Source organism: Asanoa sp. WMMD1127 (assembly GCF_029626225.1).
Classification (GTDB): Bacteria; Actinomycetota; Actinomycetes; order Mycobacteriales; family Micromonosporaceae; genus Asanoa.
In genome coordinates this window covers 2,182,567-2,203,185 of the sequence record NZ_JARUBP010000001.1, presented here as the reverse complement: position 1 = coordinate 2,203,185, position 20,619 = coordinate 2,182,567, and the positions used below count along the sequence as shown (strand labels likewise).

Annotated in this window: 17 protein-coding genes; 5 read left to right on the top strand and 12 right to left on the bottom strand. The window is 73.3% G+C overall.

The window, feature by feature from the left end; genetic code table 11:
* Window positions 1–16: 16 nt before the first annotated feature.
* From O7635_RS10590 to dnaK, 5 genes are all read right to left on the bottom strand, one after another.
* Window positions 17–874, bottom strand: a complete 858-nt coding sequence (locus tag O7635_RS10590) for an alpha/beta hydrolase (RefSeq protein ID WP_278080241.1) — start codon at window positions 872–874, stop codon at window positions 17–19.
* Window positions 875–974: 100 nt separating this feature from the next.
* Entirely contained in the window at window positions 975–1,439 is a 465-nt protein-coding gene (locus tag O7635_RS10585; protein ID WP_278080240.1) for a helix-turn-helix transcriptional regulator, read from the bottom strand.
* Window positions 1,440–1,446: 7 nt separating this feature from the next.
* Complete coding sequence (dnaJ, locus tag O7635_RS10580; RefSeq protein ID WP_278080239.1) at window positions 1,447–2,643, bottom strand: molecular chaperone DnaJ; 1,197 nt, start codon at window positions 2,641–2,643, stop codon at window positions 1,447–1,449.
* Between the two features lie 39 nt (window positions 2,644–2,682).
* Entirely contained in the window at window positions 2,683–3,432 is a 750-nt protein-coding gene (grpE, locus tag O7635_RS10575) for a nucleotide exchange factor GrpE (protein ID WP_278080238.1), read from the bottom strand.
* A gap of 34 nt (window positions 3,433–3,466) precedes the next feature.
* Window positions 3,467–5,374, bottom strand: coding sequence for a molecular chaperone DnaK (gene dnaK, locus O7635_RS10570; RefSeq protein WP_278080237.1), 1,908 nt, complete (start codon window positions 5,372–5,374; stop codon window positions 3,467–3,469).
* A gap of 146 nt (window positions 5,375–5,520) precedes the next feature.
* Here dnaK and O7635_RS10565 point away from each other — a divergent pair, with 146 nt between their 5' ends.
* The 3 genes from O7635_RS10565 to O7635_RS10555 are packed head-to-tail and all read left to right on the top strand — an operon-like array spanning window position 5,521 to window position 10,258.
* A complete protein-coding gene (locus O7635_RS10565; protein ID WP_278080236.1) occupies window positions 5,521–7,290 on the top strand; it encodes an ABC transporter in 1,770 nt (589 codons plus the stop codon).
* A complete protein-coding gene (locus O7635_RS10560; protein ID WP_278080235.1) occupies window positions 7,287–8,987 on the top strand; it encodes a GTPase in 1,701 nt (566 codons plus the stop codon). Before O7635_RS10565 ends, O7635_RS10560 begins: the two co-directional genes overlap by 4 nt.
* Window positions 8,988–9,040: 53 nt before the next feature.
* Window positions 9,041–10,258 (top strand): hypothetical protein, encoded by a 1,218-nt coding sequence (locus O7635_RS10555; protein WP_278080234.1) that lies wholly within the window; start codon window positions 9,041–9,043, stop codon window positions 10,256–10,258.
* A gap of 45 nt (window positions 10,259–10,303) precedes the next feature.
* Here the strand turns inward: O7635_RS10555 and O7635_RS10550 are convergent, their stop codons facing one another.
* From O7635_RS10550 to pdhA, 5 genes are all read right to left on the bottom strand, one after another.
* Window positions 10,304–13,801, bottom strand: coding sequence for a hypothetical protein (locus O7635_RS10550; protein WP_278080233.1), 3,498 nt, complete (start codon window positions 13,799–13,801; stop codon window positions 10,304–10,306).
* Window positions 13,802–13,996: 195 nt separating this feature from the next.
* Window positions 13,997–14,137 (bottom strand): hypothetical protein, encoded by a 141-nt coding sequence (locus O7635_RS10545; protein ID WP_278080232.1) that lies wholly within the window; start codon window positions 14,135–14,137, stop codon window positions 13,997–13,999.
* A gap of 204 nt (window positions 14,138–14,341) precedes the next feature.
* Entirely contained in the window at window positions 14,342–15,799 is a 1,458-nt protein-coding gene (locus O7635_RS10540; protein WP_278080231.1) for a dihydrolipoamide acetyltransferase family protein, read from the bottom strand.
* Window positions 15,800–15,804: 5 nt separating this feature from the next.
* Complete coding sequence (locus O7635_RS10535; RefSeq protein ID WP_278085433.1) at window positions 15,805–16,794, bottom strand: alpha-ketoacid dehydrogenase subunit beta; 990 nt, start codon at window positions 16,792–16,794, stop codon at window positions 15,805–15,807.
* Entirely contained in the window at window positions 16,791–17,915 is a 1,125-nt protein-coding gene (pdhA, locus tag O7635_RS10530) for a pyruvate dehydrogenase (acetyl-transferring) E1 component subunit alpha (protein WP_278080230.1), read from the bottom strand. The genes O7635_RS10535 and pdhA overlap by 4 nt, the downstream gene beginning before the upstream one ends.
* A 413-nt stretch (window positions 17,916–18,328) precedes the next feature.
* Here pdhA and O7635_RS10525 point away from each other — a divergent pair, with 413 nt between their 5' ends.
* Window positions 18,329–18,967, top strand: coding sequence for a hypothetical protein (locus O7635_RS10525; protein ID WP_278080229.1), 639 nt, complete (start codon window positions 18,329–18,331; stop codon window positions 18,965–18,967).
* Here O7635_RS10525 and O7635_RS10520 read toward each other — a convergent pair.
* Window positions 18,964–19,470 carry a histidine phosphatase family protein gene (locus tag O7635_RS10520; protein WP_278080228.1) on the bottom strand — a complete coding sequence of 169 codons (507 nt, stop codon included), beginning with the start codon at window positions 19,468–19,470 and terminating at the stop codon, window positions 18,964–18,966. The genes O7635_RS10525 and O7635_RS10520 overlap by 4 nt on opposite strands.
* A gap of 90 nt (window positions 19,471–19,560) precedes the next feature.
* Here O7635_RS10520 and O7635_RS10515 point away from each other — a divergent pair, with 90 nt between their 5' ends.
* Complete coding sequence (locus tag O7635_RS10515; RefSeq protein ID WP_278080227.1) at window positions 19,561–19,860, top strand: DUF6458 family protein; 300 nt, start codon at window positions 19,561–19,563, stop codon at window positions 19,858–19,860.
* A gap of 43 nt (window positions 19,861–19,903) precedes the next feature.
* Here the strand turns inward: O7635_RS10515 and O7635_RS10510 are convergent, their stop codons facing one another.
* On the bottom strand, window positions 19,904–20,584 hold the full coding sequence (locus O7635_RS10510) for a hemolysin III family protein (RefSeq protein ID WP_278080226.1): 681 nt from the start codon (window positions 20,582–20,584) through the stop codon (window positions 19,904–19,906).
* Between the last annotated feature and the right edge of the window lie 35 nt (window positions 20,585–20,619).

The following is a 20,619-nucleotide window of genomic DNA, read 5'->3' as shown; positions in this document are numbered from 1 at the left end:
CCGTTCCTAACGTCGATCAACGCGGAGCGCGGCGAGCGGCGGTTCGGATGACGTCGGCCAGCGCGGCCGGTTGCTCTTCGGGGATCCAGAAGCCTGTGTCGGCCACCACCTCGGCCCGGCCGTCGGTGGCGATCTCCGCGACCATCTCCCGCAGCACCGACGGCGTCGCGCCCGGCCCCGCGCCGACCGCGGTCACCGGCATCGGCAGCCGGCCGTCCTCGGCCAGCGCGGCCAGGTTGAGCTGCCGGTCCAGGGCGAGCGAGCGATACATCTCCAGGGCGGCCCGCAGGGCGCCGGGCGCCGCGTACGCCTCCGCGTAACGATCGACCTCGGTCGCGCTGATCGCCCCGGCGTCGTAGATCCGGGACCGGATGAAGAAGTCGATGTACGCCCGCTCCCGCCCGCCGATCAGCAGGTGCGCGACGTCGGCGTCGGCATGGAACGCCAGGTGCCAGCTGCGCGGGTTGGTCATCTGGTGGTCGAGCTGCGAGGTGCCGGGCGGCGCCGCCTCGACCAGCAGCAGCGCGGCGGTCATGTCGCGATGACTCAGCCCGTACGCGAAGGCGACGTACGCGCCGAGGTCGTGGCCGCAGACGACGGCCGGCGTGACGCCGAACTCCGCGCGCGCGATGGCCCGCACGTCGGCCGCCAGGCTGTGCTTGTCGTAGCCGCTGGCCGGGCCGGGCGAACCACCGAGGCCGCGCAGGTCCGGCATGACGATCCGGAACTCGCCGGCCAGCCGCTCCGCGACGCGCAGCCAGGCCCGCCACGTCTGCGGGAAACCGTGCAACAGGACGAGCGGCGGGCCATCGCCCACGACCGCGTAGTGGTGCACGGCGTCGTTCGCCGCGAGCCGGCGATGTTGAATGTCCACTCACCAACTCCCCGGGCGCGGAAGGCCGGGACCCCCCGTGGATCCCGGCCTTCTTTGTCCGATATGGTGAGGTTAGTCCTTCGTCGACTTTCGCGGGCGCTTATCGCGTCGGCGGGTCGGCCGGCCGGCGTGGTCGCCATACCACCAGCGCGGTCGACGAACGCCCGGTCGGCACCAGGTCGGCCCGGGGATAGCCGCGGCCGACCGTCTCGAGCTCCGCGATGCGCTGATAGGCCGCGCCGAGCGCCGCCTCCAGCTCGGCGATCTGCTCGCGCAGGTCACCCACCGTCTGCTCGAGGGAGATGATCCGCCGGATCCCCTCCAGGTTGATGCCCTCGTCCTGGCTGAGCCGCTGCACCTCGCGGAGCAGCGCGACGTCGCGGGCGCTGTAGCGGCGCCCGCCGCCGGCCGCCCGACCGGGCTGCACCAGCCCGAGCCGGTCGTACTGCCGCAGCGTCTGCGGATGCATCCCGGCCATCCGCGCCGCCACCGAGATGATCAGGATCTTGTCGTCGGACGACGCCTCGACCGTGATCGAGATTTCCTCTTCCTCGAAGGGCTGCATCGCACGATCACCTCCGCCACAACGTGTCGCGACCCGCGTCCGGCGAGAGGACGGCGAACTTCTCCAGCGCCTCGCGGGCTTCGTCGGTCAGCGCCGTCGGCACGGCCACCTCGATCGTGACGAGGAGGTCGCCGGTCTGGCCGTCGCGCTTGGCCACGCCCTTGCCCCGGGCCCGCAGGACCCGGCCGCTCGGCGTGCCCGGCGGCACCCGCAGCGTGACGTAGCCGTCCAGCGTGGGCACCCGCAGGTCGGTGCCGAACACCGCTTCGGGGTACGTGATCGGAGCGGTGATCGTCAGGTCGTTGCCTGACCGGCCGAACATGTTGTCGGCGCGGACCCGGACCAGCACGTAGAGGTCACCGGGGGGACCGCCGCGGTCACCGGGCTCGCCCCGGCCGGCCAGCCGGATGCGCTGCCCGTCGGAGACGCCGGCCGGGAACCGCACGTTGAGCGTGCGGGCCTTGGTGACGCCGCCGGTGCCGCGGCACTCCGGGCACTTCTCCTCGACGATGGTGCCGACGCCCTGGCACTCGCGGCACGGCTCCGAGAAGCTGAACGACCCCTGGTTGCGGGTGATCAGCCCGGAGCCCTGACACTGCGGGCAGGTGCGCGGCTGGGTGCCCGGCTTGGCGCCGCTGCCGTGGCAGGTGTCGCAGACGCCCGGCGCCCGCAACGTCAGCGGCAGGGTCACGCCCCGCACCGCGTCGCCGAAGTCGAGCGTGACCTCGGCCTCGACGTCGCGACCGCGGGCCGGGCCGCGCGGCTGGCTCCGCCCGCCGCCCGAGAAGATCGAGCCGAACAGGTCGGAGAAGCCCGCGCCACCGAACCGGCCGTCGCGGCCGGTGCCCGTGGTCGGGCCGCCACCGCCGCCACCGAAGCCGCCGAAGAGATCCGAGAGGTCCGAGGGGTCGAAGCCGCCCGGGCCGGGGCCGCCCCCGGTGCGGGCGCCCCGCCGGAACGCGCCCGCGCCGAAGAGCGAGCGCATCTCGTCGTACTCCTTGCGGCGACCGGCGTCGGACAACACGTCGTACGCCTCGGAGACCGCCTTGAAGCGGTCCTCGGCCTCGGTGTTGCCCGGGTTGTGGTCGGGATGCAGCTCCCGCGCGAGTTTGCGGTAGCTGCGCTTGATCTCCTCGGGGGAGGCGGACTTCGGAACGCCCAGCACGGCGTAGAAGTCCTTCTCCAGCCAGTCCTTGGAGCCCATGTCATCCACCTCCCATCCGAGAAGCCCGTGCGTTTCGGGTCACTCGGGGTCGGCCACCGCGACCAGGGCTGGTCGCAGCAGACGATCACCGAGCTGGTAGCCGCGGCGCATCACGTCGATGCACGTCGGCTCCGTGACCTCGCCCGAGGTCAGGTGGGCCACCGCGTCGTGGCGGGTCGGGTCGAACGGGTCGCCCTTCTCACCGAACGCGGTCAGCCCGAACTTGCCCAGGGCCGTGACGAGCTGTTCCGCCACACTTCCGAACGGCCCGACCAGGTCGCCGTGTTCCCGCGCCCGGTCGAGGTCGTCGAGCACCGGCAGCAGCGCGCTGATCACCAGCCCGGTGGTCTGCTCCGCCGCCAGCCCCCGGTCGCGGTCGACCCGCTTGCGGTAGTTGGCGTATTCCGCCGACACCCGCTGGAGGTCGCGCGTGCGCTCCTCCAGGTCGGACCGCAGCGACTCGAGCTCGGCGCCCAGGCCGCCGGCGGCCTCGGGCTCCGCCGGCGCCTCAGCCGGTTGCTCGTCGTCGCCGGCGTCAGCCGCCGGGGCCGGTGTGTCGACGGGCTGCTGCTCGGCCGGCGCGGCGGGACCGGGCACCTCGGCGCCCTCGTCCGCCGCGGGCTCCGCGGGCTCGTCCTTCTCGTTCCTGACCTTGCCTGTCGCGTCGATCCGTCGCTTGTCCCGGATGACGATCCGCTCCGCTACCTTGCCGTCGGCCTGGTCGCGCTCGTCGCCACCCGGCGCCGACCCGGCGTCGGCCGGGTCGGCGGCTCGTGGCTTTTCCGTCATGCCGACATCCTCACTGACGTCCGGTGCCCTCGGGTCACTTCTTGTCGTCCTCGATGATCTCGGCGTCGACAACGTCGTCCGGACCGCTGCCGTTGCCGGGAGCGCCGGTCGCGCCGGGGCCACCGGTCGCGCCCGGTCCGCCGGTCGGTCCGCCGGTCGGGCCGTCGGTGCCGGGACCGGCCGCGCCGGGACCCGCCTGCTCGGCCTGCTGCTGCGAGTAGAGCAGCGAGCCGGCCTGCTGCGAGACCTGCGCCAGCTTCTCGTGGGCGGACTTGATCTTCTCGATGTCGGTGCCACCGAGCGCGCTGCGCAGGTCGCCCAGCGCCTCGCTGATCTGGTCACGCGACTCGGCCGGAAGCTTGTCGCCGCTCTCGGCGAGGAACTTCTCGGTCTGCCACTGAAGCTGCTCGGCCAGGTTGCGGGTCTCCGCCTCCTCGCGGCGACGCTTGTCGTCGTCGGCGTGGTCCTGGGCGTCGCGCATCATCCGGTCGATGTCGTCCTTCGGCAGCGCCGAGCCGCCGGTGATCGTCATCGACTGCTCCTTGCCGGTGCCCAGGTCCTTGGCGTTGACGTGGACGATGCCGTTGGCGTCGATGTCGAAGGTGACCTCGATCTGCGGCACGCCACGCGGCGCCGGCGGGAGCCCGGTCAGCTCGAACGTCGCGAGCTTCTTGTTGTAGGCCGCGATCTCGCGCTCGCCCTGGAAGACCTGGATCAGCACGGACGGCTGGTTGTCGTCGGCCGTCGTGAAGACCTCGGAGCGCTTCGTCGGGATCGTGGTGTTGCGCTCGATCAGCTTGGTGAAGATGCCGCCCTTGGTCTCGATGCCGAGGCTCAGCGGGGTGACGTCGAGGAGCAGCACGTCCTTGACCTCGCCCTTGAGCACGCCGGCCTGCAGCGCGGCGCCGACCGCGACGACCTCGTCCGGGTTGACGCCCTTGTTGGGCTCCTTGCCCGTGAGCTGCTTGACCAGGTCGGTCACCGCGGGCATCCGGGTCGAGCCGCCGACCAGGATGACGTGGTCGACGTCGGCGACCTTGACGCCGGCGTCCTTGATGGCCTGCTCGAACGGGCCCTTGGTGCGGTCCAGCAGGTCCTGCGTCATGCGCTGGAACTCGGACCGGGACAGGCTCACGTCGAGGTGCAGCGGGCCGGCCTCACCAGCGGTGATGTAGGGCAGGTTGATGTTGGTGGTGGTCGCCGCGGAAAGCTCGATCTTGGCCTTCTCGGCGGCCTCACGCAGCCGCTGCATCGCCATCTTGTCCTGCGAGAGGTCGATGCCGTGCTGGCCGCGGAACGTCTTGACCAGGTGCTCGATGACCCGCTCGTCCCAGTCGTCGCCACCGAGGTGGTTGTCACCGGAGGTCGACTTCACCTCGACGACGCCCTCGGCGAGCTCCAGCACCGACACGTCGAACGTGCCGCCACCCAGGTCGAAGACCAGGACGGTCTGCTCCTTGGAGCCCTTGTCGAGCCCGTAGGCCAGGGCGGCCGCGGTCGGCTCGTTGACGATGCGGAGCACGTTGAAGCCCGCGATCTCGCCGGCCTCCTTGGTGGCCTGCCGCTGCGCGTCGTTGAAGTACGCCGGGACCGTGATCACCGCGTCGGCGATCTGCTCACCGAGGTAGGCCTCGGCGTCCCGCTTGAGCTTCATGAGCACCCGCGCGGAGATCTCCTGCGAGGTGTATTTCTTGCCATCGATGTCAATCGACCAGTTGGTGCCCATCTCCCGCTTGACCGAACGGATCGTCCGGTCCGGGTTGGTCACCGCCTGGCGCTTGGCGACCTCACCGACGAGCACCTCGCCGTTGCGGGCGAACGCGACGATCGAGGGGGTCGTGCGCGCACCCTCCGCGTTGGCGATGACGGTGGGCTCACCGCCTTCGAGGACGCTGACGACCGAGTTCGTCGTGCCGAGGTCGATGCCGACCGCACGTGCCATGGCTACTTCCTTATCTCAAGTTGAGTGGACCGGGCTCAATGATGCCACGATCACACCAGCCGTCAAATCGGGTTGAGTGTGGTACGCGCAACTCCTTCGGCCGCGTTCCTGTTGTCCAGGCGGAATAGATCGGGCACGCTTTACCCGTGACGACGCAGGTGGCGCCGGTGGTCCCCGAGGGGCTGCCGAGCGCGCTGGGCCGACTACGGGCGGCGATCGAGGCCGCCGACTACCCCCTGTCCCTCACCTCGGCCGCCGAGGCCCGCAAGGTCGGCGCCGCCCTGGTGGCCCAGCTCGACGACTACCTGCTGCCCCGGTTGTCCCGGCTCGACGCGCCCCTGCTGGTCGTCGTCGGCGGCTCCACCGGCGCGGGCAAGTCCACGCTGGTCAACAGCCTCGTCCAGGCCAGAGTGAGCGCGCCGGGCGTCCTCCGCCCGACCACCCGGGCCCCCGTCCTGGTCTGCAACCCCGCCGACAGCCAGTGGTTCCGCCAGGGCGACCTGCTGCCCGGCCTGACCCGCACCACCCGGCCCAGCGACGACCCGCACACCCTGCAGCTGGTCGCGGCGCCGGCGCTCACGCCCGGGCTGGCCTTTCTCGACGCGCCCGACATCGACTCGGTCGTCGACCAGAACCGGCAGTTGGCCGCCCAGCTGCTCGCGGCCGCCGACCTGTGGCTGTTCGTCACCACGGCTGCCCGCTATGCCGATGCCGTGCCGTGGGAGCTGCTGCGCACCGCCCAGCTGCGCGGCACCGTGATCGCGCTCGTGCTCGATCGGGTGCCCGCCGAGGCCGGCGACGAGGTGACCGCCCACCTGGCCGAGATGCTCGAGGCCAACGACCTCGCCGAGGCGCCGCTGTTCGTGCTGCCGGAGACCGAGGTCGACGGCCAGGGCCTGCTGCCACACCGCGACACCGCCGAGCTGCGGGCCTGGTTCGAGCGGCTCGCCAGTGATGCCAACGCCCGCGCCGCGGTGGTCCGGCAGACGCTCGACGGCGCGGTCGCCGCGCTGCGGCCGGCCGCCGACGGGCTGGCGGCCGCGGCCGACGAGCAGGCCGCGGCGGCCCGGGCCCTGCGCGATCGGGTCCGCAGCGCCTATCGCGGCAGCGCCGAGACCGTCGAGCGCAGTCTCAAGGACGGCCGGCTGCTCCGCGGCGAGGTGCTCTCGCGCTGGCACGAGTTCGTCGGCACCGGCGAGTTCTTCCGGGGTCTCGAAGCGCGGATCGGGCGGCTGCGCGACCGCATCACGGCCGCCGTCACCGGCCGGCCGCAGCCCGGCAACCAGCTCAAGTCGGCGATCGAGTCGCAGCTGACCACGCTGCTGCGGGGCGTGGCGGCCGACGCGGCCGAGAACGCGTACACCGGGTGGCAGGCCCATCCGGCCGGGGCCGCGCTGCTCGAGCCCTCGCTCGCCCGGCCCACGCCCGACCTGACCGAGCGGGCCGACCGGCTCGTCCGCGACTGGCAGCGCGGCGTGCTCGAGCTGGTCCGCCAGGAGGGCAGCGACAAGCGGTTCGTGGCCCGCACGGCGGCCTACGCGGTCAACGCGACCGGCCTCGCCGTGATGATCGCGGTGTTCGCCTCGACGGCGTTCATCCCGACCGGCCTGGAGATCGGCACCGCTGCCGGCACGACCCTGGCCGCGCAGAAGGTGCTCGAAGCGATCTTCGGTGACCAGGCGATCCGGCGGCTCGCCGCGAAGGCCCGGCAGGACCTGCTGGACCGGGTCGACGTGCTGCTCGCCGACGAGGCCGCGCGCTACTTCGACCGGATCGAGGCGGTCGGCGTCGACGCCGACCCCGGCGGTGAACTGCGCGCCGCGGCGGACGAGGTCGAGCGGGCCCGGTCCGCGGCGGCGCTCACCGGCGGCGTCCGGCTGGCGCTCCCCGACCGGGAGTCAGGTGACCGGCGGTGACCCAGTTCGTCGGCCGGGTCCGAGAGGCCCTGCGCGGCAACCGCCGCGTCGACCCCGACGCGTTGCTCGGCCGCCTCGAGTCGGTGCGCGGCTTCCTCGACGCCGCCGACGGCCACCTGCCCTCCGAACGCCTGGTGCCCGCGCACACGCTGGTCGAGCGGGCCACCGGTCGGCTCGCCCTGTCCCGCGACCACACGCTGGTCGCGTTGGCCGGCGCCACCGGCAGCGGCAAGTCCAGCCTGTTCAACGCGCTCGCGCACATGCGCCTCTCGCCCGTCGGCGTGCGCCGCCCGACCACCGGGCAGGCGTTCGCCTGCGTCTGGGGCGCGGCCGACGACGCCGGCCGGCTGCTCGACTGGGTCGGCGTGCTGCCGCGCAACCGGTTCGCCCGCGAGAGCGCGCTCGACGGTGACGACGAGGCCGCGCTGCGCGGGCTGGTCCTGCTCGACCTGCCCGACTTCGACTCCGTCGAGGCCTCGCACCGGGTCGAGGTCGACCGGCTGCTCGGGCTCGTCGACCTGATCGTCTGGGTCGTCGACCCGCAGAAATACGCCGACCGCGTGGTGCACGACGCCTACCTGCGGGAGTTCCACCGGCACAAGGACGTAACCGTGGTCGTGCTCAACCAGGCCGACCGGCTGTCCAGCGCCGACCTCCCCAAGGTGCTGAGCGACCTGCGCCGGCTGCTCGACGAGGACGGGCTTCCCGGCGTGCCGGTGCTGGCCACCGCGGCCGTCCAGGACGCGGCCATGGTGGAGCTGCGCCGCACGCTGGAGCGCACGGTCGCCGAGCGGCAGGCGGCCCTGCGCCGGCTCAACAGCGACGTCGACACCGCCCTGGTCGGGCTCGACGACCTGGTCGGTCAGCCGGCGCCCGACGACGTCGACCGGGCCACCGCCCGCGGCCTCGCCGACGCGCTGGCCGGCGTCGCGGGCGTGCCGGCCGTGGCCGACGCGACCGAGCGGGCCTACCGGCACCGGGCCGGCTCGGCGACCGGCTGGCCGCTGGTCAAGGGCTGGCGCAAGCTGCGGCCCGACCCGCTGCGCCGGCTGCACCTGCAGACGCCGGCGGTCGTCGGCACCGAGCTCGCCCCGGCCGACGGCGCCACGCCGACCCCCGCCGCGACCTCGCTCCCCGACCCCACTGCCGCCCAGCGGGCCGCGCTCGGCATCGCGCTGCGCGACGTCACCGACAACACCGCCGGCGATCTGCCCGAGGAATGGCGGGTCGCGGTCGGCGACGCCACCAAGTCCCGGCTCGGCGACGTGCCCGACGCGCTCGACAAGGCGGTCGCCGGCACCGAGCTGGGCGTCGAGCGCAAGCGCGCGTGGTGGCGGCTGGTCGGGCTGCTGCAGTGGCTGTTCACCCTGGTCGCCGTGGCCGGGCTCGGCTGGCTGGTGGCGGGCTACATCGTCCGCGCGCTGGGGCTGCCCCGGTTCGACTACCCGATGGTGGGCGAGGTGCCCATGCCGACCCTCGGCCTGTTGGGCGGGCTGGCCGCCGGCCTCCTGCTGGCCCTGCTGGTGAAGCCGTTCATCCGATGGGGTGCCCGACGCGCCCGGCGCCGGGCCGAGGCGCGCATGCGGGAGTCGGTCGCCGAGGTCGGCCGCGAGCACGTCATCGACCCGGTCCGCCTGGTGCTGCGCGACTACGCCACCGCCCGCGACGCGTACGCCGCCGCGGGGCCGCCCCGATAAAGCCCGGTTTCGGGCATCGTGCCCTTCCCGCTCCCGCAGCGTAGGGTCGTTCCATGGCGACGCCACAGACCCCATATGAGGCCGTGCTCAAGGCCGCGCGTGACGTCGACAAGCTCGACTGCGCGCTGGACGCCGAGATGCTCGGCACCGCGCTGCTCGGCAGCGTCTACGCGGTCGCCGAGGAAGACCGTGCGGGCGCCGTGCGTACCTTCGTCGAAGGTTTCCTGACCGCCACCTCCCGCCGCCGGGCCGCGGCGGCCACCACCATCCGGTCCGTTTTCGCCTCCCTCGTCCCTGACGCGCCCGGTGCGGCGACGGTCAAGCCGGGCGCGCAGGCGCCATCGTGGTCGGGCCAGCTCGGGCGGGTCCGGCCGACGGGCACCTATGCCTACGGCGACGTCTACGGGGACCAGACCTCCTACCTGGCGACGTTCGCCTACGAGGACGACGCCGAGGGCGGGCCCGAGCATGCCGTGGTCGCGTTGGTCGACCACAACATCGGCATCACCAAGGACGTGTTCGTCGGCGGGCCGGCCGAGCGGATCCTCGGCCAGGTGCGGCGGATGTGCGCCGCCGACGGGCTGACCTGGTTCCGCGAGGAGGACCCGCGGACACTGCGCAACGAGGTGGCCCGGCACCTGCGGATCACCGACGAGCTGGGCGACCTGCCCGGCGAGGGTTCTCTGGCCACCGACCGCGCGCTGGTCGGTGCCCGGCTGGCGCTGCTGCCCGCGCCGGCGTTGAGCCCCGTGCCGGACCTACCCGAACCGCTCGGCGACGAGGAGCGGTCGGCGCTGATCCGGACCTTCCTGTCCGCGCCGGAGGCGGCCCGGTTCGAGCTCGACCGTGTGCCTGAGGCCGACCTCGGCTCGCTGCACTTCTGCCTGGGCCTGGTGCTCGACCACGCCGCGAGCCTGCCCGACGCCGACCCGATGCGGTGGAGCCCGATCGTGGTCGAGCTGTTCCTGCTCGACTGGGTGCACCGGCGCGCGGTGCTCGACATGGACGACGCCGCGCTGCTGCCGCGGGTGGTCCGGGCGTGGGCGGCGTACGCGTCGCGGGTCCGTGGCCTGCCCGCCGAAGCGGTGGCCGCCACCGACCAGGCCGTGGAGGACACGGTCCCGGAGTTCGTGCGGCTCTACACCACCGGCGAGCGGCGCAGCCCGGCGACGGCCGCGGTCGCGCAGCTCATCGCCGAGGGCGTCGACCTCAACGACCCGGCGGCCCTTGACGCGTGGCTGGCCGAGAACCGCGACCGGCTGGGCGAGTGACCTGACCCGACCCGGGCGCCTTTCGTGGCGCCCGGGCCGGTCCCGTCAGTTCGTCGGCGGCGCCGAAGGGCTGCCGCCCCCGGCCGCCGGCGCGGCGGCCTTCAGGCACAGCACGTTGTCGGACCGCCCGCCGGACACCTCGACGACCGGTTGGCCCTTGTCGGGGCACTTGGCCGCGTCGTCGACCCGCGAGACGACCTGGAACGCGTTGGGCTCGTTGCAGTCGGCCTTGACGGCCGTTTCGCCGGACTGCTGAACGCACTCGCCCACTGCCGGGTTGAAGGCCTCGCCGCCGCCGCGCGTGAACAGGTAGACGATCGCCAGCGGAATCACCAGCAGCAGGACCGCGGCCGCGAGCACCATCGCGAGTACGCGACCGTTGCGCTCCTTGGCCGGCGGATCCGGCTTGTCGTCGGTGGCCGGCGCACCCGCGGGCGCGGCGTCGTCCGGCCGGAACGCGTCGAAGCGGTCCTGGTCGCTTTCTCCGGGCGCAGCGGTCCACGTCGCGGTCGGCGGGCCACCGGGGTTGCCGGGCCGGTTGGCGTTGGGCCCACCCAGCGGACGGCCGGAGTTCAGCGGACCGCTGATCCGCCCCTGCGGCCCACCCTGGCCGGGCGCCGGCGGCACGCCGGCGCTGCCGGCAAACCCACCCGGCGGCCGGATGCCCTGGGACCCCTCCGGCCCCGCGTCCGGCGGCGCCACCCGGGCGCTCGACCGGTAGCTACCCGGCGGCCCAGGCGGCGGAGGCGGCACCTCGATCGGCGGCCCGAACGCCGTCGGCGGGCCCTGCGGGTCGCCGGGCCCGAACTGGCCGCCGCCCGGGAAGCCGGGCTGACCGTTGTCGTCGCGTCCAGGGAAGCGCTGCGGTCCGCCGAAGCCGCTGTCGTCGCCGCGGCCGGTGAAGCCCGGTTGGCCGCCGAAGCCGCCGTCGTCGCCACCGCGGCCCGGTCCACCCGGGAAGCCCGGCTGGCCACCGAAGCCACGGTCGTCGCCGCGGCCCGGCGCACTGGGGAAGCCCGGCGGTCCGCTCTGCGGACGGGCATCGTCATCGCGGCCCGGGAAGCCCGGCTGGTTCGCGAAGCCTTCGTCGCCACCGCGGCCGGGCATGCCCGGCTGACCGGGGCCGAACTGACCCGGGCCCGGGAAGCTCGGTTGACCGTTGTTGTCACCGCGCCCGGGGAAGCCCTGCGGCCCACCGAAACCACCGTCGTCGCCCCGGTCCGGGGCGCCCGGGAAGCCCTGCGGGCGGCCGTTGTCGTCGCGGCCGGGGAAGCCGCCGAAGCCCTCGTCGCCACCGCGACCGGCTGTGCCGAAGCCTTCGCCACCGCGACCGGCTGTGCCGAAGCCTTCGCCACCGCGGCCGGCTAGGCCTGGCTGGCCGCCGCCGAAGCCGCCCTGGTCGTCCCGGCCGGGGCCATCGCCGCGACCCGGCCCGCCCGCGAAGCCCCGCGGCCCACCGTCTCCACCACGGCCCGGCGCGCCCGGGAAACCCTGCGGACCACTCTCGTCGCCACGGCCACCGAAATCACCGTCGCCGTCGCGACCCGGGAAACCCTGAGGGCCACCTTCGTCGGCACGGCTGCCGAAGCCACCGCGACCCGGCGCGCCCTGCGGCCCGCCGTCCTCGCCGCGACCGGCGAAGCCGCCGTCGCCTTCGCGGCCGCCCGGGAAGCCCTGGGGGCCACCGAAGCCGCCCTCGTCGCCCCGGCCCGGGAAGCCCGCCTGACCCGCGAAGCCCTCCTCGCCGCGTCCCGGCGCACCCGGGAAGCGGGGACCACCGTCCGGCGAATTCGGGAAGCTCTGAGGTCCACCCTCGCCGCCACGACCCGGCCCGCCGGCAAAGCCCTGGGGGCCGCCCTCACCACCGCGACCGGGCCCACCGGCAAAGCCCTGCGGACCGTTGTCGTCACGGCCCGGGAAGCCCTGCGGACCGCCCTCGCCGCCACGACCCGGCCCGCCGGCAAAGCCCTGCGGACCGCTGTCGTCACGGCCCGGGAAGCCCGGACCACCATCGCCGCCACGACCAGGCCCGCCGGCAAGGCCCTGCGGACCACCCTCGCCACCACGACCTGGCCCACCGGCAAAGCCCTGCGGACCGCTGTCGTCACGGCCCGGGAAGCCCTGCGGGCCGCCGAAGCCGCCCTCATCGCCACGCTGACCACGGGCCGGCGAGCCCGGGAAGCCTTGCGCCCCGCCGAAACCGTCGTCGCCGCGGCCCGGGAAGCCTTGCGGGCCCGCGAAGCCGCTCTCGTCGTTGCGCCCGGCACCACCCGGGAAGCCCGGCTGAGCACCGCCCCGCGCCGGTGCACCTGGGAAGCCCTGCGGGCCGCCGAAGCCCTCGCGGCTCGGCGGTTCGCCGAAGCCGGGGAAGCTGCCACCATCTGGAGCGGCGCCGAACCGGTTGCCGCCGGCCGGTGAGACCGGCCGGCCGAAGCCCTCGTCGCCCGACTGGTCGCCGAATCCGGCGGGACCACCGCCGAACGACGGCGCCTCCGGCGTCTCGGCCGGGGCGCTCACCGCCCGGCCGTAGACGCGCGGCTTGGGCGGCGCGCCCGCGGTCGGCGGCAACGGCTGGTCGTTGGCCGGCTGCACACGGCTCGCGGTTGGCACGGAAGCGCTGGCGCTGACCCCGCGCCCGGCGGCCGACGGAGTGCCGCTCGGCGGACCGGACGTCGGCCCGCCCTGGCTGGGCACGTGGCCGGAGCGCTCGTCGGACTCGTCGCCGAACCGGTTGGGTGCGCCGCCGGGCTGTTCCGCCGCGGCGAACTGGCCCGGGTCGACCCGGACCGCGCCCATCGGCACGGAGGCGGCGCCGCCGACCCGCGCGGAGCCGACCGACGCCGAGCCGCTGGCCGGACCACCACTGGCCGGACCACCGCTGGCCGGTCCACCACTCGTCGGCGCACTGCCCTGCGGCGGAACGCCGCCGGACGCGAAGCCGGGGAAACCGGGGCCGTCGTCGCGCGGCGGCGGGCTCCAGCCGCTCGGGCCGGGGAAACCGTTGGGTCCAGCACCGGACGACGGCTCGTTGTTGCCGGGGTCGATCGGCTGCGGGATCTGCACGCGGCCGCTCGCGGAGCTGTCGCTCGACGTGCGCGGCTGCGGAACGCTCGGCGGGTAGTCGGCCTTGCCGTGGTAGTCGATGGCGCCGAAGCCGTCGGACGGCGGCTCGCCGGGCGGGAACGCGCCGAACGACGCGCCCGGGACGCGGGTCTGCTGCGGTGGGAGTGGCGTCGGCTCGGGCGCCTGCGGGATCGGCGCGGGAGCGGGCGTATAGGGCGCCGGCGGAGCATCGTGCGCACCCGGGTCGCGGCCGTTGACCGGGCCCTGGTCGCCGTAGCCGTCGCCGGGGCGCGCGGAGCCCCACGCCGGGGGGGCCGGGGGGTTCCACTGGTCGGTCCGCTGTGGCCGGTCGTAACCCGGCGGGGCCCACGCCTCGGCCGCACGACGTCGGGCGTCACCCTCGCCGAACCGGGGACCGTCAGCGTCCGGGGCAGCCTCGTCCGGCTCGTAGCCGGGGTGCTGCGAACCCTCGGACGTCATCTGCGCCTCCTCCATCGCGGAACAGCGACCCGGCCGTCGAGCCGACGGCGGGCAGCCGGACCAACCGTACCGGGCGGTGCCACAGGTAGGAATCCCGGTGCTGTGACCAGCACCGCTACGGCGGATTCGGTAACCGTCCCGGTACGAAAGGCCCGCCCGGACGAGCCGGACGGGCCTGCGGTTGACGCGGCGTAGTTATCGCTGCGTGCGCTGCGAGATCGCGATGATCTCGGCGCGGACGGCCGGCGAGTTGGTCTCGCTCAGCGCGCGCTCGAGGGCGCGCATGTGGCGCATCCGGTTACGGTGCGTGCGGTAACGGTCCATCATGGTGCTCATTGCGATGCTCCCCTGGTCTGCACCGGTCGCCCCCAACCGGTGTCACTGTCCATTGAAGCGCATCCACCCGTCCTTTGCCATTGATTATTAGGTGAGCCGCGCCACGCGCCGAACAAACGAAGGTCATCGACTAGATAGACGGAAGAAGAAACGAAGGAGCCGGCGTGGTCCGCAGACCACGCCGGCTCCGACAAATGCCGCGAATCAGGTCCAAGCAAGCAGCGTCGCCTCGGGATCGCTGAGGAACGCGCCCACGTCGCGCAGGAACTTGGCGCCGAGCTCACCGTCGATGATGCGGTGGTCGAACGACAAAGCGAGCTGCGTGACCTTGCGGATCTGGATCTCGCCCTCGTGCACCCACGGCGTATCGCGCACCGCTCCGAACGCGAGGATGGCCGACTCACCGGGCGGCAGGATCGGCGTACCCGCGTCGACGCCGAACACGCCGACGTTGGTGATGGTGAGCGTGCCGCCGGACATGTCGGCCGGCGGTGTCTTGCCCGTCTTGGCCGTCTGCACCAGCGCGGTCATCGCATCCGCCAGCTCGCGCAGCGACAGCCGCCCCGCGTCCTTGATGTTGGGCACGATCAGCCCGCGCTCGGTCGCCGCCGCGATGCCCAGGTTGACGTAGTCCTTGACGACGATCTCGTCGCCGGCCCACGTCGAGTTGACCATCGGGTGCCGCTTCGCGGCCAGCAGCACCGCCTTGGCCACGAGGAGCAGCGGGGAGATCCGCGCCTCGCGCCAGTCGGGCAGCGCCCGCAGCCGCTCGATCGCCTGCATCGTGCGGGTCATGTCGACGGTGAGGAACACCGTGACGTGCGGCGCGGTGAACGCCGACGCCACCATGTTCTCCGCGGTCAACTTGCGCACGCCCTTGACCGGGATGCGCTGCTCCCGCTCGCCGGCCGGCAGCGTCACCGCCGGCGCGGCCGGAGCGGTGCTGCCGTTCTGCGCGGCCAGCACGTCGTCACGCGTGATCGAGCCCAGCGGACCCGAGCCGACCAGCGCGCCGAGATCGACGCCCAGGTCCTTGGCCAGCTTGCGGACGGGGGGCTTCGCCAGCGCCACCTGATCGGTGCGTCCGGCGCCGGGGGCGGGTGCCGGTGCCTCGACGGGCGCGGCCGGCGCCGGCACAACCGGAGCCGCGGGGGCCGTAGCGGCGGGCGCCACCCGAGCCGGCGCGGCCTGAGCCCGTGCGGCCGGAGCGGGCGCGGCCGGAGCCGCTGCCGCAACGCCATCGGTCTTGCGCGGCCGCCGCTTCACCGACGGCGCCTTGGGCCCGTAACCGACCAGCACCGCGTCGGCCTTGGGCGCCGGGCTGCCGATCAGCCCCGGCTCGACGGAACCCTCGGCCGGCGCCACGTCGACCGCGGCCAGCGAGGCCGCCGACGGCTCCGGGGCGGCGCCCGCGGCCGGGTCGGTGTCGATCGTGATGATCGGGCTGCCCACCTCGACGGTCGTGCTCTCGGGGTGGTGGATCTCGACGACCTTGCCGGCCCACTTCGCCGGGATCTCGACCGCCGCCTTGGCCGTCTCGACCTCGACGATCGGCTGGTTGAGCTCGATCTCGTCGCCGACTCCGACGAGCCACTTGATGATCTCGCCCTCGACCAACCCCTCACCGAGGTCGGGCAGGTTGAACGTTTTCATGCGGGACATCGCGGTCACCAGCCGAAGGAGCGGTCGACGGCGTCGAGCACGCGGTCAAGGTCGGGCAGGTATTCCTCTTCGACCCTAGCCGCGGGGTACGGCGTGTTGAAGCCGGTCACCCGCAGCACCGGGGCCTCCAGGGAGTAGAAGCACTCCTCGGTGACCCGGGCCGCGAGCTCCGCGCCCATGCCGACGTTGCTCGGCGCCTCGTGCACGACCACGCACCGGCCGGTGCGCCGGACCGACTCGAAGACCGGGCCCATGTCGAGCGGCGAGAGCGAGCGCAGGTCGATCACCTCGATCGACCGCCCGTCCTCCTGCGCCGCCGCGGCCGCGTCGAGCGCGGTGCGCACCATCGGCCCGTACGCGAGCACGGTCACGTCCGTGCCGGAGCGCACCGTGCGCGAGGCGTGCAGCGGGTAGGCGGACGACAGATCGCGGTCGAGGTCGACCTCGCCCTTCTCCCAGTAGCGCCGCTTCGGCTCCAGGAAGACGATCGGGTCGTCGGACGCGATCGCCTGCTGGATCATGTAGTACGCGTCTTCCGGCGACGAGCAGGCGACCACCTTGAGGCCCGCGGTGTGCGCGAAATAGGCCTCCGGCGACTCGGAGTGGTGCTCGACCGCGCCGATGCCGCCACCGAACGGGATCCGGATGACGATCGGCAGCCGCACTTTGCCCTGCGACCGGAAGTGCATCTTCGCGACCTGCGAGACGATCTGGTCGTACGCGGGATAGACGAAGCCGTCGAACTGGATCTCGCAGACCGGGCGGTAGCCACGGATCGCGAGGCCGACGGCGGTGCCGATGATGCCGGACTCGGCCAGCGGCGTGTCGATCACCCGGTCCTCGCCGAAGTCCTTCTGCAGGCCGTCGGTGATCCGGAAGACGCCGCCCAGCTTGCCGACGTCCTCGCCCATGATGACGACCTTGGGGTCGTTCTCCAGGGCGCGCCGCATGCCGTGGGTGAGCGCCTTACCAATCGTGAGCTTCTCGGCCATCAGTGCGCGCTCCCCTCGAACGAGGCAAGGTACTGCCCGAACCGCTCGCGCTCCTGGTCGACCAGGGGTGAGCCGTTGGGGTAGACGTTGTCGAACAACGTCATCGGGGACGGGTCGGGCATTTCGAGCACCCGCTCGCGCAGGTGCAGGGACTCCCGCTTGGCCTGCTCGTCGACCTCGGCGAAGAACGCCGCGTCGGCGACCTGCGACTTCTCGAGGAAGGCGCGCAGCCGCTTGATCGGGTCCTTGGCCTGCCAGGCCTCGACCTCGCTGGCGATGCGGTAGCGGGTCGGGTCGTCGTTGGTGGTGTGCGCGCCCATCCGGTAGGTGTAGGCCTCGATCAGGGTGGGGCCCTGGCCGAGCCGGGCGTGGTCGAGCGCGGCGCGGGTGACCGCGTACGACGCGAGCACGTCGTTGCCGTCGACGCGGATGCCGGGGAAGCCGAAACCGGCGGCGCGACGGTAGAGAGGGATGCGGGTCTGCCGCTCGAGCGGTTCGGAGATCGCGTACTGGTTGTTCTGGCAGAAGAACACCAGCGGGGCGTTGAACACGCCGGCCCAGATGAACGCCTCGTTGACGTCACCCTGGCTGGTCGCGCCGTCGCCGAAGTAGGCGATGACCGCCTCACCGTCGTCGGTGCCGGTCTTGCCGTCCATGGTCACGCCCATGGCGTACCCGGTCGCGTGCAGGGTCTGCGCCCCGATGACGATCGTGTACATGTTGAACTTGAACTCGTTGGGATCCCAACCGCCCTGGTCGACACCGCGGAACAGGCCAAGTGGCATGATCGGGTCGATACCGCGGCAGTAGAGGACGCCGTGCTCGCGGTAGGTCGGGAACGCCATGTCCTGGGCGCGCAGGGCGCGGCCGGAGCCGACCTGGGCGGCTTCCTGGCCGAGCAGGCTGGCCCAGATGCCCAGCTCACCCTGGCGCTGGAGCGCGGTGGCCTCGGCGTCCAGCTTCCGGACGATCACCAGATCGCGGTAGAGCCCGCGGTATTCCTCATCGGTGAAGTCGGCCCGGTAGACCGTGCCGTCGGATCCGGTCACCGACTCGATCCGCTCACCCTCTGGGGTGAGCAACTGGACAAGCTCCCCGTCGGGGGGCGAGCCTCCCTTGGCCATCCGTGTCTCCCTGTCTGTGGTGCGGTGCCGGGGGTGTCCCGACCGCGCAGCTTCGTCGCCCGCCGGCTTCGCCGACCGGCCCTACCTCACCGCGCCTGACCCGGTGGGGCCGCCGCGCGGTTGGGAGCCGACATCGCGTTCCGTGCCCGCCGCAGGGATGTGCTTGAGGCCACGGCCACGTTGCCGTCGTCTCCATCCTCGCATTGCCGGGGGCGGTCCCACAGGCTGGTTGACACTCTCCATGATCGACCCTGCCTGGTAAACGCTTTGTTGAAGTTGGCACATAGACACGCTGTAGATGACTGGCAAACCGAGCGTAACTGCGCAACCCTGGTGGCCGGACGCGATGACCGAATAGGACTCTTTACCCCGGTTCTTCGCCGCGTCTTGTCTGCAGACGAGGAGTTTCGGTCGTGCCCGACCACGCCCCCTGGCCGCCGCCGGGCGGCCGACATCGCACCGCCGGCCTGAGCGGCCCGGGCCGCCGCTATGCCCTGATCGTGCTGGCCCTGGCGGTGACGTCGTCGCTGCCCATCCTGGCCGCGATCGGTCCCGGCGCCGGGTCCGTCGGTGACGCGGTGGCCGGCGACGAGTTCGGTGGGACCACGCCGTTCATCCCGCCGCCGTCGCCCGGGCCGGTCGTGGTCATCCCGATCCGGCCGGGAGTGGTCGAGCCGCCCGTGCCGCTGGCCACCGCACCGGCGCCGACCGGTGCCGCCGCGCCCGCGCGCGAGCCGGTGCGGCAGCGGGTCCCCCGGCCGGCGCGCGCCGCCGCCGGGCCGCCCGCCCGCGCCGCCGAGCGCGCCCACCGGCCGAAATGCCCCGCGCCGAAGCATCGGCCGACCCGGCCACGGGTGCGGCCGCAGCGGATCGTCCGCGATGTCGAAATCCCCCATCGCCCACGGGTACGCAGGCCACAGGTCCCGCGGCTCGCCCCGCCGCCGGTCCGGCCGCCGCGGCTCCGAGCGCCCCGCCCGCCGGTCATCCGCAAGCTCTGGGACCGCCCGCCGGCCGTGCTGCGACCCCAGTGGCGGCCGCCGGGCACCCCCTAACCGCGGGCGGTGTGCGTCTCGATCAGCGGCGCGCGACCCGGGCCGGCCTGGTCCCACGCGCCCTCGAAGCCGTGGGCGGCGATCCCGCTCGTACGCAGGTCGGCGCCGTTCTCGGGGTCGAGCAGCTCGGACACGACCGACACCGACGGGTTGTGCCCGATGACCATGACGGTGCCGACCGCGTCGTCGACGCCCTGGAGCAGCTCGAGGAACTCCGGGGCCTCGCCGTCGTAGACCTCGGGACGGTAGTCGACCTCCGGTGACGGCGCCTCGGCGCCGGCCGCGTCGGCCAACCCGAGCGCGATGCCGTGCCAGGTCTGCCGGGTGCGCTTCGCCGGCGAGCAGATCACCAGCTCGGGCCGGTAGCCACGGTGCGCCAGCCAGGCGCCGACCGCACCCGCGTCGGCGTGCCCGCGCGGGGTGAGCGGGCGGTCCACGTCGGCGACGCCCTCGGGCCGGTCGGCCTTGGCGTGCCGGACCAGCAGGATCCTCCGCTCCGTCATGCCTGACAGCTTGCCTGATTGGGCTCCGGCGCACATGGGTAAGACGGACTGTGCCCGCCCGCTCTACGCATCACGAAGGAGGCGACCACAGTGGGCATTGGTGGCAGCATCTTCCTCATCGCCGTCGGGGCGATCTTCACGTTCGCGCTGGACGTCAACGTGGGCTGGCTCGACCTCGACGTGGTTGGCGTGGTGCTCATGCTGGCCGGCCTCGTCGGTTTGCTCCTGACCACGTGGTTCTGGCAGAGCCGCCGGCGGACCACCGTCGTGCGGGACACCCGCGCCACTCCCCCCGCCCCGCCCTACAGCCCCGCGGCTCCGCCGCCCCCGCCCGCCCAGGGCCGGGTCGAGGAGTACCACGAGGTGCGGCGCGACGATCGCGCGTACTGACGCTCAATAGTCTTGTGGCCCCCCACCTGGCGGGGGGCCACAACTATGTGGCGAACAGGGCCAGGTAGATCGCGACGTGGTGGCAGATGGCCGCGATCAGCGTGCAGGCGTGGAAGAACTCGTGGTGGCCGAAGACGGTCGGCCAGGGATTGGGGCGCCGCATCGCATAGAAGATCGCGCCGACCGTGTAGGCCACGCCGCCCGCGAGCAGCAGCAACAGGCAGGCCAGCCCGCCGTTGCGGGCGATGTCGGGCAGGACGGCCAGGGCGACCCAGCCGAGCGCGAGGTAGAGGGGCGCCGACAGCCACCGCGAACCGTGCGGTCTTAAAAGCTTGAGCATCACCCCGCCCACGGCACCGGCCCAGACGATGCCCAGGATGATCGTCGCTGTGCGGGTCGGCAGCAGCAGCACGCAGAACGGCGTGTAGGTGCCCGCGATGAAGATGAAGATCATCGAGTGGTCGAGCCGGCGCATGACCTGGTAGCCGCGCTCCGACCAGACGCGGCGGTGATATAACGCGCTGGTGCCGAACAGCGCACACACGGTGATGCTGTAGACGACGCAGCTGACCAACGGGGACCAGCCCGGGCGGGTCGCCGCGATAGCGCAGAGCACGACCCCGGCCACGACCGCGACAAAGGACGCGTAAGCGTGCAACCAGCCACGCATGCGCGGCTTGCCGAGGTCGACGGGCCGCATCCGGGATCGGGTGGACGTCGTCACCGGATCAGGCTACCGACCTGGGCTGACAGGAGTCT

Coding starts and splice junctions, on each gene's coding strand:
- dnaJ (WP_278080239.1), bottom strand. CDS start 2,643: ATGGGCTCCAAGGACTGGCTGGAGAAGGACTTCTACGCCGTGCTGGGC.
- grpE (WP_278080238.1), bottom strand. CDS start 3,432: ATGACGGAAAAGCCACGAGCCGCCGACCCGGCCGACGCCGGGTCGGCG.
- O7635_RS10545 (WP_278080232.1), bottom strand. CDS start 14,137: ATGAGCACCATGATGGACCGTTACCGCACGCACCGTAACCGGATGCGC.
- dnaK (WP_278080237.1), bottom strand. CDS start 5,374: ATGGCACGTGCGGTCGGCATCGACCTCGGCACGACGAACTCGGTCGTC.
- O7635_RS10550 (WP_278080233.1), bottom strand. CDS start 13,801: ATGACGTCCGAGGGTTCGCAGCACCCCGGCTACGAGCCGGACGAGGCT.
- O7635_RS10520 (WP_278080228.1), bottom strand. CDS start 19,470: ATGACGGAGCGGAGGATCCTGCTGGTCCGGCACGCCAAGGCCGACCGG.
- O7635_RS10555 (WP_278080234.1), top strand. CDS start 9,041: ATGGCGACGCCACAGACCCCATATGAGGCCGTGCTCAAGGCCGCGCGT.
- O7635_RS10585 (WP_278080240.1), bottom strand. CDS start 1,439: ATGCAGCCCTTCGAGGAAGAGGAAATCTCGATCACGGTCGAGGCGTCG.
- pdhA (WP_278080230.1), bottom strand. CDS start 17,915: ATGGCCAAGGGAGGCTCGCCCCCCGACGGGGAGCTTGTCCAGTTGCTC.
- O7635_RS10540 (WP_278080231.1), bottom strand. CDS start 15,799: ATGTCCCGCATGAAAACGTTCAACCTGCCCGACCTCGGTGAGGGGTTG.